At 73.3% G+C, this 15,144-nt stretch carries 12 protein-coding genes; 1 reads left to right on the forward strand and 11 read right to left on the reverse strand.

Going from position 1 to position 15,144, the window contains the following annotated elements; all coding sequences use genetic code 11:
* Positions 1-38: 38 nt before the first annotated feature.
* The 5 genes from ABZ478_RS07615 to ABZ478_RS07635 all read right to left on the reverse strand — a co-directional run bounded on the left by ABZ478_RS07615 (position 39) and on the right by ABZ478_RS07635 (position 5,435).
* Positions 39-1,619, reverse strand: a complete 1,581-nt coding sequence (locus ABZ478_RS07615) for an MFS transporter (RefSeq protein ID WP_359546239.1) — start codon at positions 1,617-1,619, stop codon at positions 39-41.
* Entirely contained in the window at positions 1,612-3,525 is a 1,914-nt protein-coding gene (locus tag ABZ478_RS07620) for a glycoside hydrolase family 15 protein (protein WP_359546240.1), read from the reverse strand. The genes ABZ478_RS07615 and ABZ478_RS07620 overlap by 8 nt, the downstream gene beginning before the upstream one ends.
* A 43-nt stretch (positions 3,526-3,568) precedes the next feature.
* Complete coding sequence (locus ABZ478_RS07625) at positions 3,569-4,000, reverse strand: hypothetical protein (RefSeq protein ID WP_359546241.1); 432 nt, start codon at positions 3,998-4,000, stop codon at positions 3,569-3,571.
* A 33-nt stretch (positions 4,001-4,033) separates the two neighbouring features.
* Positions 4,034-4,537 (reverse strand): SHOCT domain-containing protein, encoded by a 504-nt coding sequence (locus ABZ478_RS07630; protein ID WP_359546242.1) that lies wholly within the window; start codon positions 4,535-4,537, stop codon positions 4,034-4,036.
* Positions 4,538-4,760: 223 nt separating this feature from the next.
* Positions 4,761-5,435 carry a DUF308 domain-containing protein gene (locus ABZ478_RS07635; protein ID WP_359546244.1) on the reverse strand — a complete coding sequence of 225 codons (675 nt, stop codon included), beginning with the start codon at positions 5,433-5,435 and terminating at the stop codon, positions 4,761-4,763.
* 185 nt (positions 5,436-5,620) lie between these two features.
* Between ABZ478_RS07635 and ABZ478_RS07640 the strand changes: the two genes are divergently transcribed.
* On the forward strand, positions 5,621-7,030 hold the full coding sequence (locus tag ABZ478_RS07640) for a DUF2252 domain-containing protein (RefSeq protein ID WP_359546246.1): 1,410 nt from the start codon (positions 5,621-5,623) through the stop codon (positions 7,028-7,030).
* Positions 7,031-7,105: 75 nt separating this feature from the next.
* Here ABZ478_RS07640 and ABZ478_RS07645 read toward each other — a convergent pair whose 3' ends face one another.
* The 6 genes from ABZ478_RS07645 to ABZ478_RS07670 form a co-directional block, all read right to left on the reverse strand.
* On the reverse strand, positions 7,106-7,303 hold the full coding sequence (locus ABZ478_RS07645; protein ID WP_351671639.1) for a hypothetical protein: 198 nt from the start codon (positions 7,301-7,303) through the stop codon (positions 7,106-7,108).
* A gap of 131 nt (positions 7,304-7,434) precedes the next feature.
* Positions 7,435-7,953, reverse strand: a complete 519-nt coding sequence (locus ABZ478_RS07650) for a hypothetical protein (protein WP_359546248.1) — start codon at positions 7,951-7,953, stop codon at positions 7,435-7,437.
* 18 nt (positions 7,954-7,971) lie between these two features.
* Positions 7,972-9,600, reverse strand: coding sequence for an MFS transporter (locus ABZ478_RS07655; RefSeq protein ID WP_359546250.1), 1,629 nt, complete (start codon positions 9,598-9,600; stop codon positions 7,972-7,974).
* Positions 9,601-9,629: 29 nt separating this feature from the next.
* A complete protein-coding gene (locus ABZ478_RS07660) occupies positions 9,630-12,353 on the reverse strand; it encodes a LuxR C-terminal-related transcriptional regulator (protein WP_359546252.1) in 2,724 nt (907 codons plus the stop codon).
* 144 nt (positions 12,354-12,497) lie between these two features.
* Positions 12,498-14,090, reverse strand: coding sequence for a hypothetical protein (locus ABZ478_RS07665; RefSeq protein WP_359546254.1), 1,593 nt, complete (start codon positions 14,088-14,090; stop codon positions 12,498-12,500).
* A 161-nt stretch (positions 14,091-14,251) separates the two neighbouring features.
* On the reverse strand, positions 14,252-15,139 hold the full coding sequence (locus ABZ478_RS07670) for a hypothetical protein (protein WP_359546256.1): 888 nt from the start codon (positions 15,137-15,139) through the stop codon (positions 14,252-14,254).
* Between the last annotated feature and the right edge of the window lie 5 nt (positions 15,140-15,144).

A 15,144-nucleotide genomic window follows, 5' to 3' on the forward strand; every position in this document is an offset into this window, starting at 1 on the left:
ACCGCTTTCGGCGTCGGTCCTGACCGGGGCCGATGATGTCACGCGCGGTGCGGGCGGCGCGGAGCAGGGGGGCGCACGGGGTCCGGGACCGGCGGTTCCGCCGCCGGTTCCGCCCCGGTCCCCGGCGGTGTGCCGGCCGTGTCGGTCGCCGGCGCAGTGCCGGCCGTCTCGGTTCCCGGCGCGGTGCCGGCCGTGTAGGTTCCCGGCGCGGTGTCGGCCGTGGCGGCCCCGGCCGCCGTGCCGCCCGGCACGCGGGGCAGGCGGGCCGCCGCGGCGAGGCCGCCGAGGCCGATCACGCCGAGGGTGATCATCGCGGCGGCGTAGGCGCCCGTGGTGAGCCCGGCGACGAGGATGGTGCCGGCGATGGCGGTGCCGAACGACGAGCCGAGGTTGGACACACTGCGCGACAGGCCGGAGATCTCGCCCTGCCGCTCCTCCGGGAAGCTCGACTGGACGACGTTCACCGACGGGGTCAGCATCACGCCGAGTCCCAGCCCGATGAACAGCAGCCCGGGGACGAATGCCCAGGCGGTGGAGAACGCGGCGACCAGGGCGACCAGTACCGCCACGCCCGCGACGGAGAGCGCGAAGCCGGCCATGATCAGGGTCCGCTGCGACCGCCGCTGGGCCAGCCGCTCGGCGGCCAGCGAGGTCAGCAGCAGCCCGAGCGTGGCCGCCGTGAAGATCACTCCGGTCTGGATGGCGTCGTAGCCGCGGACCACCTGGAGGTAGGCGGCCACCGTGAAGGACGTGCCCATGAGCAGCAGCCACTGCACGTTCTGCGTGATGAGCCCGAGGTTGGAGGTGCGGTCGCGGAACAGGCTCAGCGAGAGCAGCGGCTCGCGGCCGGCCCGTTCCTTCGCGCGCGTGGACCGGAAGAACCAGGCGAGGACGAGGCCGCCGAGGACGAGCAGGGCGATCATCAGCCAGACGTCGTTGTCCGCCGCCAGGATGCCCATGACGATGAGTACCAGGCCGGCGGCCGACAGGACCGCTCCCCCGGTGTCGAACGCACGGTGCGGGTCCGGGGGCAGGGGGTCCTCGATACCGCGGCTCAGCCACACGATCAGCGCGATGACCAGTGCCTGGAACACGAAGGCCGCGCGCCAGCTGATGCCGGTCGTGATGAGCCCGCCGATCAGCGGGCCCGCCGCCGCGCCGATGCCGCCCAGCGCCATGATCACCCCGAAGGCCCGGGCGCGGGAGGTGACGTCGGGGTACAGCAGCGTGGTGAGGATGTAGACCGGCGGGATCAGCAGGGCGGTGCCGACGCCCTCGAGGATCGAGTTGCCGAGGATGAGCACACCGAGTCCCGGTGCCCCCGCGCACAGCAGCGCGCCCACGGCGTAGACGACGAGACCGGCGAGGAAGCACCGCTTGCGGCCGTAGCGGTCGGTGATCTTGCCGCCGGGGATCATCAGCGCGGCCATGACCAGCAGGAAGAGGGTGATGGAGACCTGCACCCCCTGGACCGTGGTGTCCAGGTCCTTGCTGATGTCGTTGATCATCACGTTCATGTTGGAGCCGGCGAAGCTGCAGATGAACTGTGCGAGGGCCAGCGCGGCGAGGACCCGCCGCTCCCCCGGCGGGACCTTGGCCGGCACCGGCTGGTCAGTCACCCTCGTTGCCTCCGTCCGAGGTCTCGGGCGGCACCTTGAAGCCGTGGACGCCGGGGTGCCGGGTTCCGCCGTCGCTCGGCATCGTGCTCGCCCGGCTCAGCTCCTCGTCGAGCGCCATGGCGGCGGTGATGAGCGAGAGATGGGTGAACGCCTGGGGGAAGTTGCCGAGTTGCTCGCCCGAGGGGCCGATCTCCTCGGCGAACAGGCCGACGTGGTTGGCGTAGGTGAGCATCTTGTCGAACGCGTGCCGGGCCTGCAGTAGCCGGCCGGAGCGGGCGAGCGCCTCCACGTAGAGGAAGCTGCAGAGGTTGAACGTGCCCTCGGAGCCGCGCAGTCCGTCGGGGGACGCGGCGGGGTCGTACCGGTAGACCAGGCTGTCGCTGACCAGTTCCTCGTCCATGGCGTCGAGGGTGCTGATCCAGTCCGGGTCGTGCGGGGAGAGGAAGCCGACCCGGGGCATCAGCAGCAGCGAGGCGTCCAGCACGTCGGTGTCGTAGTGCTGCACGAAGGCCTTCCGCTTGTCGTGCCAGCCGCGCTCGGTGATCTGCTCGAAGACCGCGTCCCGGGCGGCGGTCCAGCGTTCGACGTCGGCCGGCCGGGAGAACTCGGTGGCCGCGTGGATGCCCCGGTCGAACGCCACCCAGGCCATCAGCCTGCTGTAGGTGAAGTTCTGCCGGCCGCCGCGGGTCTCCCAGATGCCCTCGTCGGGCCGGTCCCAGTTGTCCGCGAGCCAGTCCAGCACACCGCTGAGCGCCTTCCAGCCCCGTATCGCGCCGACGTCCCGGCCGACCACCAGGGCGTCGGAGGCCTCGCCGTAGATGTCGAGCTGGAGCTGGTCGGCGGCCGCGTTGCCGGCCCGTACCGGCCGTGATCCCAGGTAGCCCTCCAGGTGGTCGAGGGTCTCCTCGGTCAGATGGGGGTCGCCGTCCACCCGGTACATGATCTGCAGGGGGTCGCCCGAGGCGGTGCCGCCGGCCTCCACGCGGTCGCGCAGCCAGCGGCGGAAGGCGTGCGCCTCCTCCACGAATCCCAGGTCGATCAGCGCGCCGACGGACAGGGAGGCGTCCCGGACCCAGGTGTAGCGGTAGTCCCAGTTGCGCTCGCCGCCGGCCTGCTCGGGCAGTCCCATGGTGGCCGCGGCGACGGGTGCCCCCGTCGGCGCGTAGGTGAGCATCTTGAGTGTGATCGCCGAGCGGTTGACCACTTCCTGCCAGCGCCCCCGGTAGGTGCAGGACCGCAGCCAGGAGAGCCAGAAGTCGCGGCACCGCTCCAGGTCCTCGGCGACGCCGGACAGGGACGGCACCTGAGGGGCGGGGGCTCCACCGTCCGCGGTGGTCAGCACGACGGCGGCGGCCTGACCCGCGGAGAGGGTGAAGCGGGCGGTGACGTCGTCGCCGTCGGCCCGCAGCGTGATGCCGCCGGTGGTCTGGACGTGCAGGTCCGTGCCCGGGCCCCGTAGGACGGCCGCGTGGCCGTCCGCGAGGGCGAGGGAGTGCCGGGCGCGCCCGTAGTCGAAGCGCGGCCGGCAGGTGAGGACGAAGGGCAGGGTGCCCCGCACGACCCGGGCGACCCTGATCAGCTGGTGCCGGCCGGTGGGCTCCGGCGAGTCGACGGGAACCATGAAGTCGGCGACCTCGCCGACGCCGCCGGGCCCCATGAACCGGGTGACCAGGATCGCCGTGTCGGACAGGTACAGCTGGCGCACCGACATCCCGTCGCCGTCCGGGTGCTCCGCCGCCAGCCGGCAGTGACCGCCGCGCTCGCTGTCCAGCAGCGAGGCGAAGACACTGGGCGAGTCGAAGCGAGGGGTGCACCACCAGTCGACGGTTCCACCGGACGACACCAGGGCCACCGTCTGGAGGTCACCCACCATTCCGTGCTCCGCGATGGGCGGATACCTGTCCATGCGTCCTCCTCGCACACCGGTGACGGGTCGTGGTCCTGGCGCGCTAGGTCATCCCGGAGGTGTCGTCACCCTTGACGACGCACAGGGCCCAGATGATGAAGCCGGACAGCGCGATCATGACGACCGACCACACCGGGTAGTACGGCAGGGACAGGAAGTTGGCGATGATGACGAGCCCGGCGATGGCCACGCCGGCCACCCGTGCCCACATCGACGGCCCGAACAGACCGAAGCTGACGGCCACCGCGATCACACCCAGTACCAGGTGGATCCAGCCCCAGCTGGTGAGGTCGAACTTGAAGACGTAGTTCGGAGTCGTGACGAAGACGTCGTCCTGGGCGATCGCCATGATGCCGCGGAACAGGCTGAGCAGCCCGGCGATCATGAGCATGATGCCCGCGAAGGCCGTCAGGCCACCGGCCCACTGCTGCTTGGCGGTCCGGGTGTGCGTGCTGGTGCGCGGTGACGCGGTCATACCAGTGCCTCCATTCGTCGTGGTGGGAGGTGCTCAGCGTCCGGACGAGGTCGGTACGCCGCGAGCGGGCTGCTGCGCCGTCCCGGAGCCGGTGGCGGTGCCGGTGGCCGTGCCGCCGCCGCTGAGGACCAGTTCCTTGGCCCTGCGGAACTCGTCGTCGCTGATGTCGCCGCGCGAGCGCATCTCGGACAGCTTGGCGAGTTCGTCGGCGCTGCTCCTGCGGTCCGCGCCGCCCAGCGCGGTCTCCCGGACGTAGGAGTCGAAGGCGGCCTGCTGGGCGCGTGCCTGCTCCTGCTCCCGCTTCCCCATGCCCTTGCCGCGGGCGATCAGGTAGACGAGGACGCCCAGGAAGGGCAGCGCGATCACGAAGAGCGTCCAGCCGGCCTTGGCCCAGCCGTTCATGCCGTCGTCGCGGAAGATGTCGACGATGATCCGGAACAGCAGGACGAACCACATGATCCACAGGAAGAACACCAGCATCGTCCAGAAGGCGCTCAGCAGTGGATAGTCGTACGCGAGGTAGGTCTGCGCGCTCATTTCTCTCCTCAGTCCGGGGCTCCGGCCTGTCGAGCCGACAGGGCGGGTGTGTGCCGATCTCAGCGTGCGCGGGGCGGGGCGTGGTGGCCTCACCCGAGGCGGGTGATCGTGGCCGGTGCGCCACCGACGTCCGGCGGCACCCGGAGCGGCGGGCCGGAACCGTCCGGCGGCCGCACGGCGGCGGGCCGGGGCTGCCCGGCGGGGCGCCCCGGCGCGGGGTGTCTCATGACACGCTCGGCGGGGTGGCCCGCGCGGTCGCCTTCGCCTGGCGGTCCGCACCGCGCAGCGCCGACCGCCAGGCGAAGGCGACCGCGAGCTCGACCAGGCCCAGCAGCACGAGCCACAGCCCGAGCAGCCGGGTCAGCGCCCGCGCCGACTCGGTGGGCAGGACCAGCACCACGATCCCGGCGACGATGCCGAGCAGCGCGGCGCCGAGGACCACTCCGCGGTGCGGGAGGTCCTCGGCGGAGATCGCGGTGTAGAGCGTGAGGATGCCGGACGCCAGCCAGGCGAGTCCGACGATCAGTGACAGCGCGGCGATGGTCTGCAGCGGGTTGCGCAGGCAGAGCACCCCGGCCAGGACGAACAGCAGCGCGATGAGCAGCCCGGGCAGCCGTTCCCCGGCTCCCTCCCGGGAGAAGGCCGTGACGAACCGCAGGGCGCCGACGAGCAGCAGGTAGAGGCCGATGAGCACGGCCACGACGTGCAGGGTCTCGTCCGGCCAGACGAGGATCAGGACACCCGGAACCAGCGTCACGAGCGCCGATCCCAGGATCCAGAGCCACGACCGGGCGAGCACCGTCATGGACTCCCCCGGCCCCGGCCCCGGTCCCGCGGCCGCCCCGCCGAACGCATGCGACGGTCCGGTGCCCGGTGTCGTACCACGCGGCTCGGTCATGGCTCCTCCTCGCGTGACCGACGGGGCGTCTGCCGGGCCGCCGGCGGGGCGGCGCGCGAACCCCTCAGCGGCAAGCATTCCGCTCCGGCCGGGGCGAGGGATCACCCGTGGTGGGTGATCCCTCCCACCGGCCGGAACGGTGGGGTGGAGTGGCACGGGGGTGAGGCACGAGGAGGGCCCACATCATGACCGCACCGAGTGCCGTCACCGTCTCCCGGTCACTGGCCGACCGCGCGGCCCGGGGCAGGAACGCCCGCTCCCGCGTCCCGCGTTCGGGCCACGGCGCCTTCGGGCCCGCGCCGGGCCGGCCGGACGTGATCGAGGTGCTGGAGCGTCAGTCGGCCACCCGCGTACCGGAGTTGGTGCCGATCCGCTACGGCCGGATGCTCGAGTCCCCGTTCCGCTTCTACCGCGGCGCCGCGGCGGTCATGGCGGCGGATCTCGGTCCGCTGCCCGGCACCGGGCTCCAGGTGCAACTGTGCGGCGACGCCCACCTGCTGAACTTCCGGCTGCTGGCCTCACCGGAGCGCCGGCTGGTCTTCGACATCAACGACTTCGACGAGACCTTCCCGGGCCCGTTCGAATGGGACGTCAAGCGGCTGGCGGCCAGCTTCGTCATCGCGGGCCGGGCCGACGGCTTCTCGGTCAGGCAGCAGAACGAGGCCGTGCTCCGCTGCGTGCGGGCCTACCGGGAGCGGATGCGGGAGTTCGCCCGCATGCGCACGCTCGACATCTGGTACGCCCAGGACGACGCCGACCGGATGCGCGCGCTGCTGGCCTCCTCGATGGACAAGGCGGGCAGGCGCCGTACCGAACAGGCGACCGCGCGCGCCCGCTCACGCACCTATATGCAAGCCTTCGCCAAGCTGACCACGCTCACGCCGCGGGGACGGCGGATCGCGGCGGACCCGCCGCTGATCACTCCCCTGCGGGACCTGGAGGCCGGCAGACCGGCGGAGCAGGAGGACCGGTACCTGCAGTCGCTGCTGGATCAGTACGCGCGCACGCTGCCCTCGGAGCGGCGGCATCTGCTGGGCCACTACCGGCTGGTGGACGCCGCCCGCAAGGTGGTGGGCGTCGGCAGTGTCGGCACCCGCTGCTGGATCCTGCTGCTGCTCGGCCGGGACGACGACGATCCCCTGCTGCTGCAGGCCAAGGAGGCCCAGGAGTCGGTGCTGGCGCCGTACACGGACGGGGAGCGGGACGACAACCAGGGGCACCGGGTGGTGGCCGGCCAGCGGCTCATCCAGACGACCAGCGACATCTTCCTGGGCTGGACCCACGTCATCGGCCTCGACGGGCGGGGCCGGGACTTCTACGTGCGCCAACTGCGGGACTGGAAGGGCATTCTCCGCCCGGAGACCATGGACCCGCCTCTGCTGAACCTGTTCGGCCAGGTGTGCGGGGCCTCGCTGGCCCGGGCCCACGCCCGCTCCGGCGACCCCGTCGCCATCGCCGCCTACCTCGGCGGCGGGGACCGCTTCGACCGCGCGCTGCCCCACTTCGCGCAGGCGTACGCGGACCAGAACGAGCGGGACTTCGCGGCGCTGGGCGAGGCCGCGCGCTCGGGGCGGATCCAGGCGACGGATGTGTGAGTCGCGGCGGCAGGCCGGGGAGAAGACGGTTCAGGCGGCGGAGACAGGGGGGGACCAGGGTCGAACCCCCGGCCTTCACTCGGGGACTTGCCGCATCTCCACGACCCGCAGTCCCAGTGACTGGAAGCGGACCAGCAGCCCGTAGAGATGCGCCTGGTCGATGATCCGCCCGAACAGGACCGTCTGACCGGACATCATCACATGGTCCAGTTCGGGGAAGGCCTTGGTCAGGGTCTCCGACATGTGTCCATCGACGCGGATCTCATAGCGCATGTGCCGTTCTCCCGCCGCGGGCCGCCTGCGGTCTCACCTGCGATCCTGCTCCGCCCCCCGGGCCTAGGACCTCACCCGGCGCAGGTGATACGGGGCACGGTGGCCGAGGGCACCGGGCGGGTGCGGGCGGGTCAGTGGGTCAGCGCGATCTTGAAGGCGATGATCACCAGGCCGAGCAGCAGATTGACCACCGCCGTGACGGACACCAGCCGCCAGGAGGCTCCCGCCTGCCGGGCCCCGACCGCCGACCAGCCCACCTGGCCGGCCACGGCCACCGCGACGGCGAGCCACACGGCGCCCGCCACGTCCAGTCCCAGCAGCGGGCTCACGGCGACGGCGAGGGCCGGCGGTACGGCCGCCTCCACGATCGGCCACTCCTCGCGGCACACCCGCAGGATGGTCGGGCCGGTCAGCGACCGCTGTGCGAGCCGGGCGCCGAACAGCGTGGCGTGGACGTGCCCGACCCAGAAGACGAGACCGGTGAGCACCAGCAGCAGCACCAGCTGCACCCGGGGGAACTTGCCCAGCCCGCCGGCACCGACGACCACCGACGCGGCGAGCATCGATCCGTAGACGGCGCCCGTGTAGTCGGCGTGTGTGCGGCGGTCGGCACGCTGTGTCCGCGTGGTGGTCGGGCGGGTCGAGGACATCGGCACATCCTTTCGCGTTCACCGGACCGGGTCGCCGGCGCCGGCCGGAGCGCCGTGCTCCGGCCGCTCGGCACCGCGCCCCGGCGCCGACGGCAGGCCGGGCGTGACGAGGAAGCTCGCGAGGGTGATCGCGCCGGTGGCCAGGATCGCCGCCTTCAGACCGTCGAGCTGCGCCGAGGCGTAGGAGGCGGTGATGGCGTCGACCTCGGCCGGGGGCAGACCGGCGTGCTGGGCCGCCGAGCGGACCTGGTCGGTGGGCACGAAGGTGAGGCCGGCTTGGAGGGCCACCCCGGTCTGCTGCTTGGTCTGCGCCGACAGCAGCGGATCGTTCTCCACGTCCGCGGTGAAGGCGTGTGCCAGCGCTCCGATCAGCATCGACCCGATGAGCGCGGTGCCCAGCGCCGACCCGAGGTTCTGCGCGGTGAACTGCAGGCCGCCGACCTCGCTGCGCTCCGCCTCGCCCACGCTGGACTGCACGACGTTGCCGAGCTGCGAGGCGAGCAGGCCCATGCCGATGCCGAGCACGGCCATGGCGGCGGCGAACTGCGCGTCGTCGATGGCGGGCTTGATGGTGGCCAGCAGCCACACGACGGCCACGGTGAGCGTCAGCAGGGCCAGCCGGACGACCCGGCGCGGCCCCAGGGTCCGGCCGAGCCGGGCGGCGGTCAGCGACGTGACGAGCATCGTGATGGACACCGGCAGCAGCCGAAGTCCCGTCTGGAAGGCGTCGAACCCCTGCACCACCTGCAGGTACAGGGGAATCGTGAAGAACAGCCCCAGCAGGATCAGGTTCTGGCTCAGCAGGGTCAGCAGCCCGGACCGCAGGGGCGGCACCCGGAGCAGCGCCAGGTGCACCAGTGGGTCGGCGCCCCTGGCCTCCCGTGCGCGGTCCCAGCGCACGAAGAGGGACAGCACGGCCACCCCGGCGCCGATGACGAACAGGGTCGGCGCGAAGCCGAGGACGGTGAAGGGCGGATTGCGTGGCTGCACCCAGCCCCAGGTGCTGCTCTGGAGCACACCGAGCACGCCCAGCGCCAGGCCGGCCGCCGAGAGCACCGCGCCGACCACGTCCATCCGGGGCGCGGGGCCGGTGCGGCGGGGCTCCGTGATCACCCGGTGGCAGCACAGGACGGCGATGACCACCACGACCTCGCCCGCGAAGACCAGCCGCCAGGTCAGGTAGGTGGTCACCCAGCCGCCCAGCAGCGGGCCGACCGCGATACCCGCGCCGGCCAGCCCGCCGATCACGCCGTAGGCGACCGCCCGGTCCTTTCCCCGATAGGACTCGGCGACCAGGGCCGCCATGGCCGGCAGCACCATCGCGGCACCGAGTCCCTCGATGACGGACCAGCCCAGGGCGAGGACCCACAGCGTGGGCGCCAGGGCGGTCAGGGCCGACCCGGTGCCGTACACGACGAGGCCGAGGAGGAAGAGACGGCGGCGGCCGTGGATGTCGCCGAGCCTGCCCCCGATGATCATGAAGGCCGCCATGACCAGCGCGTAGAGGGTGATGACGGCCTGGATGGCGGTGACCTCGGTGTCGAAGTCCTCGACCAGCCGGCTGATGGAGACGTTCATGACGGACGTGTCCAGCACCATGAGGAACTGGGCCGTGCCCAGCACCATCAGCGCTCGCCAATGTCTCACGCTCTCCACCTCGCCGATCCGTGCCGGGGTCAGATCAATCCGCGTTCACGGGCCCGCCGCACCGCTTCGCCGCGCCGGTTCACGCCGAGTTTCCGGTAGACGCTCTTGAGGTGGGTCTTCACGGTGTTGACGGACACGTACAGGTCGGCGGCGATCTCCTCCGTGGACATCATCTGGGCGAGCCGGCCCAGTACCTCGCGCTCGCGGCCGCTCAGCTCCTCGACGACCAGCGGCGCGGGTTTCGCGGCCGTGCCCGGGCGGGCCCGCGCGGAGGGGCCGCCCGGAGTGAGCCAGCCGGCGGCCAGGGCCTGCAGGGGCGGGGTGTCCAGGAGGTGCCGGATCCGCGGTCCGGCCTCGAGGAAGGGGCGCCGCAGCCCCTCCCCGCGGGCGTCCAGCAGGGCCCGGGCGAGCAGTTTGCGGGCGGTGGCGTCGTCCCCCTCCTCCTGAGCCGCACGCGCGCGCACCAGCGCGGCCCGGACGGTGACCCCGGGGCCGGTGCGGTTCCCGACGTCCACCAGGTCGAGGAGGCCGATCGCCGCGTCGCGGTTGCCGGCGTCGAGCTGGGCCCGGGCCAGCTCCGCCGCGTACGCGGGCTCGCCGTCGTACGGCACGTCGTCCAGCACCTTCGCGGCGCAGTCCGGCCGGCCCTCGGCCAGGTGGGCGGCGGCGGTGACCAGCGCGGTGTGCACCTCCGCCCACGGGGAGGCCGTCAGGGCCGGTACGGCGGGGTCGGCCACGGCTGCTGCGGCCCTCGGCTCGCCCCGCGCCAGCAGCAGCCGTGCCGTCGCCAGGGACCGGCCGGCGGCGGTCACCGGATCGAGCGGGACCGTCCCGGAGCCGGCCGTCTCGTCCAGCAGGCCGCGGGCCCGTGCCAGGTCGTCGCGTTCGACGGCCACGGCGGCCAGCACCAGTTGTCCCAGCCCGGGGCTCGAGGGGCGGCCCAGACCGAACCGTTCCGTCTCGTGCAGCGCGGCCAGCGCCTGGCGCTCCGCCCTGCCGAGCCAGCCGTTCAGATAGTCGATCAGGGCCAGGTGCCCGAGGGAGTCCTCCCGGGGCAGCGCCGTCGACGCGCCGCCGGGGCAGCCGGCCGCCTCGGTCAGGGCGTCGCGCGCGTCGTCGAAGCGGCCGGCCCACAGCCGGGCGGAACCAAGGTGGGTGAGCAGCAGGGCGGTGAGTTCGGGGTGCTTCCGCAGGAGGTGGCCGGGGACCTCGTCGCGCAGTCGGCCGGCCTCGGCCACCGCCTTCTCGGCGCGGCCGGGCGATCCGGTCAGCCGCGCCGCCAGGGCCTCCAGCAGGACGCAGCTCAGCCGGCCCGCCGCGTCTGACGGGAGCGCGGGCGGAACATCCCCGGGGTGCCGGCCGGGTCCGGAGCGCCGGCCGCTCTCGGCGCGCAGGCCGTCCTCGGCCCGGCGCAGATGACTCAGGCCGCGGTCCACGTCGCGTCCCGACAGGTCGCGCGCGGCGCGCACCAGTTCCGCCGCCGCGCCCGGGACCTCGGGGTCCATCCGGGTGAACAACTCGGTGAGGTCGTCCGCGCGCAGGCCGGTGAAGAGCTGGCCGATCGCCAGGTCGTCCACGAGGGCACGGGTGGTGAACTCCCAGTCGCCCGCGGCGGCGCCGTGCGCCAGTGCCTCCGGGAGCGAACCGGAGGCACGCAGCCAGCGCGCGGCACGCCGGTGGAGTTCCGGTTCGAGGCCGGGCGAGCGGACCCGCAGATGGGTCCGGAGGATCTCGCCGAACAGCGGGTGCAGCCGGTACCAGGAGTGCCCGAGGTCCTCCACGAACGCGTTCTGGGTGTGCAGTCCGGCCAGTTCGGGCTCGACGCCGTCGGTGCCGGTCAGCGCCTCGGCCAGCGTGGGGCAGAACCGCTCCATGACGCTGACGCGCAGCAGCAGGTCCTGGGTCCGGGACGGCTGCCGTTTCAGCACCTCGGCGAGGAGGAAGTCGGCGATCGTGCTCCGGCCCGCCTCGAAGTCGGCCAGATACGTCTCGGGGTCCGGGCGCTGCTGGGCGGCCATGGCGCACAGACGCAGCCCGGCGGCCCAGCCGCGGGTGCGCTCCACCAGGGCGCGGGTGGCCTCGGCGGAGAGCCGCAGGCCGTGCCGGGCCAGGAGGGCGGCCGCCTCGTCGGCGGTGAAGGCCAGCTCGGCGTCCCGGATCTCGGTCATGGCCGCGGCGGCCCGGTACCGGTGCAGCGGCAGCAGCGGCTCGGTCCGGGTGACGAGAATCAGACGCAGTCCCGGACCCGCGTGGTGCAGGACGAACTCCAGCTGCTCCGCGATCCGCGGGGCGGTCACCCGGTCGAACTCGTCGAGCACCAGGATGGCGGGGCGCGCCCGTCCGCTCAGCTCGTCGGCGAGGCGGGCCAGCAGCGTGTGCTCCACCCGGCCGGCGTCCCCGGGGCAGCCGATCCCGGCGGGCAGCGGTACGCCGGCGGCGCGCAGTGCCTGCAGGACGTAGGCCCAGAACACTCCGCAGCCCTGGTCCTCCGCCTCGTTGGTGAACCAGGCGACCGGCTGTCCGAGCCGGGCGGCCCAGTCGGCGACCAGCAGGGTCTTGCCCGCGCCCGCAGAGCCGTTGACCATCGTCAGCGGGGTGCCGAGGGCCTGGTCGAGGTGTTCGGTCAGCCGCCGCCGGCGCAGGAAGGTGGCCGGCCTGGCGGGCAGGGCGAAACGGGTCTGCAGGAACGGCTCTCCCAACGGGTCGACGTACCCGACGGCACTTCCCCGTGTGTTCTCGTGTCTCGCAGTCACGGGGTCATCACCCCCGTCCGACAGCCGATGAACGCTTGCTCTCCTCGATCAGGATCGCAGTGTTCCCGTTCCCGCGCAGTTCGCACGGGGCCGGGCCGGGCATGGGGCCCCGCGTTCCGGGCCCGTCCGGCGGAGCGGGGTCGGTCAGGTCCTGTCGGTGGGCGGGCGCGCCGCCCCGCTCGCCGCGTGGAGCTGGGTGCGGCCGGCCGCCGCCAGCAGGGCGAGCACCGCCAGGACGCCGAGCAGCACGAGGACCAGCAGCAGGACCGTGAGCACGGTCGGATGGTTCCAGAGCGCGAAGACAAGCGCGATGATCAGCAGGACGGCGAGGGTGATGATCCGGCGGTAGGCCAGTGCCCAGGAGCCGACCCGTCCGGTGCTGATGTGGTGGGCGGCCGCCCAGCGCGCGGCGGAGTCGGCCGTGTGGTCGGACGCGCCGCGGACGGCCACGGGCAGCCGGCCGGGCCCGACGAAATAGGCGCCGAGCGCGATGACGACGCCGAGGACGACGGCCGTGCGCAGGCTGATCCGCAGGAAGTGCACCAGGGTGTCGAAGACGGCCGCGGCGGCGGCCTTGGACTGCACCTTCGGCGGCAGGTGGTCGAGGTAGTAGCGGCGGGCCACGATCAGGGCGATGGCCACCACGAGGCAGGCGAAGGCGGCGCCCAGCGCGGTGCGGGCGAGCGCTCTTCGGCGCCGGCGGGCCAGGAACACCCCGGCGGCGCCGAGGACGACGACGAGCACCGGGAACCAGTTGCCGACGACGTCGAGGAGGTGGGCGGCCTTGCGGAACTTGGCGAGTTCGTCGGAGTGGAACAGCACCAGTTCCTTGTTCACCTGCGGGATCTTGTCGGCGGGCTTCAGGCCGGCGTTCACCAGCTCCTGTTTGACCCGGTCGACGGCCGTGCCCACGTCCAGGGTGACGGTGCCGTCACTGACGCCGACCGCGCCGCGCCCCTGGCCGGTCAGGGCGTGCACGACGGCGTTGTGGGCGGCGCGGTTGGCGGTGTTCCACACCTTGGCGAAGGCGTCGCTCTCGACGACGCGGGTGGCGGTCTTCGTGACGGCCTGGTTGACCGCGGAGTCGAGCTGCGGTCCCAGCCCCCTGATCGCGTCGGCGGCGCGCGGCGGCAGGCCCTGGGACTGCAGCCAGGTGGCGATGTCCCCGGCGGCCCGCTGACCGTCCACGTGCGCGCCGACGGCCTCGGTGATCCGGTGGACCGCGGCGTCCTGGATCGCGGGGTCGGTGGCCAGCGGATCGACCGTGGCCACGTAGCGGTCGGTGTCGAGGACGATGTCGTGCACCCAGGTGGCGAGCAGCGCGACGGGTACGAGGACGCAGGTCAGCACGATCAGCACGGCCGAGGCGACGGCGCGCGCCACATGCCCCGCGCTCCTGCCCCGCCGCGCCCCGCCCTCCCCGCCGCCACCACCGCCGGGCCCCGGTCCAGGAGGCCCGGAGGTCCCGCCGGGCGGGCGCCGGTCGGCGTCGGGGCTGTCCCCGTGCGCCGGGGGGCCGGAGGCGTGCGGGCCGGCGCTCGAAGCGTCCGGGCCCGGGCCCGGCTCGGGGCGGCCGAGGTCCGGCCCGGAGGCGTGCGAGCCCTGGTCAGGGCGCTCGGGGCCGGGGGCCGACGCCTGCGAGCCCTGGTCAGGGCGCTCGGGGCCGGGGGCCGAAGCGGGTGGGGCCTGGTCCGGGTGCTGGGGGCCGGGTGCGTGCGGGTCGGATGAGGCGGGCACGTGGGGCCTCCGGCGTGGTAGGGGCCTGAACATCCCCATTGCGTCAGGCCCGTGCCTCCCACGCGCGCTGGGTAGCCCGGACGGGCGAGGGGCGGTGGGCCCTCCGCGCGGTGTACACCGCCGTACGGGCGATGCCGGGAACTTCGCGCGCGTACGGCCCCTCAGAGGGTTCGCGGGTCGCGGTCCCGCAGAGCCGGCGGGCTGCCGAGGCGGTGCGCCAGGAACGGCTCCTGGGCGATGACGGCGCCGACGCTGATGCTGACGGCTCCCGCGACGCAGACCACGATGAGCCAGGACAGCAGCACGAAGACGGAGCCGACGGGGCCGTATTCGGCCAGGGCGCTGTTCAGCGCCCGCGGCATGTACAGGCGCGCGGTCATCGCCAGCACGGTGAGCACGACCGCCGTGAGCACGGCGCCCGGCAGCAGGGGCTTCCAGCCGACCAGCCCGCCGAGCAGCAGATGCTGGGTCCACCACCAGAGCCCCACCTGGGTGAGGAGCGTGAGGGGAACGCCCAGCCAGGCGCCCACCCCGAACCCGTCGCGGACCGGGCCCTGGAGCACCAGGACACCGAGCCACAGGACGAGCCACGCCAGCCACCGCCACGGGGCGATATGGGTGCCCGCTCTCGGGATCTCCCAGGCGCGCTTGCACAGCCGCTGCATCGCCCGGCTGACGGCGGTGGCCGACAACAGCACCATCAGACCGCCCACGATGCCCGTGGCCTCCTGGAGATTGCCCGTCGTGGGTTCGAACACCTTCACGAGTTCGGCGTTGGCCGGGCCGGTCAGCCCGAACACCGCGCGCACCGACTCGACCAGTTGATGGCGCACCGACGAGGGGGCGTAGGCCGCGACCACGAACAGCAGCGGGACCGCGGTCAGGAAGCACTGCGCGGCGAGGCGGGTGCCGGAGTCGAAGATGTTCACCGACACCATGCGGTCCGCGAGATGCGTGACCACCGGGAAGCGGCTCTCCGCCCGGCGGTGTGCCGACTTCGCCCAGGCGACCATCCGGCCCACCGACGACACGCGTGCGGAGGTCGGCATGGCGT

The sequence above is a fragment of the Streptomyces sp. NPDC005706 genome (assembly GCF_040631045.1).
Lineage (GTDB): Bacteria > Actinomycetota > Actinomycetes > Streptomycetales > Streptomycetaceae > Streptomyces.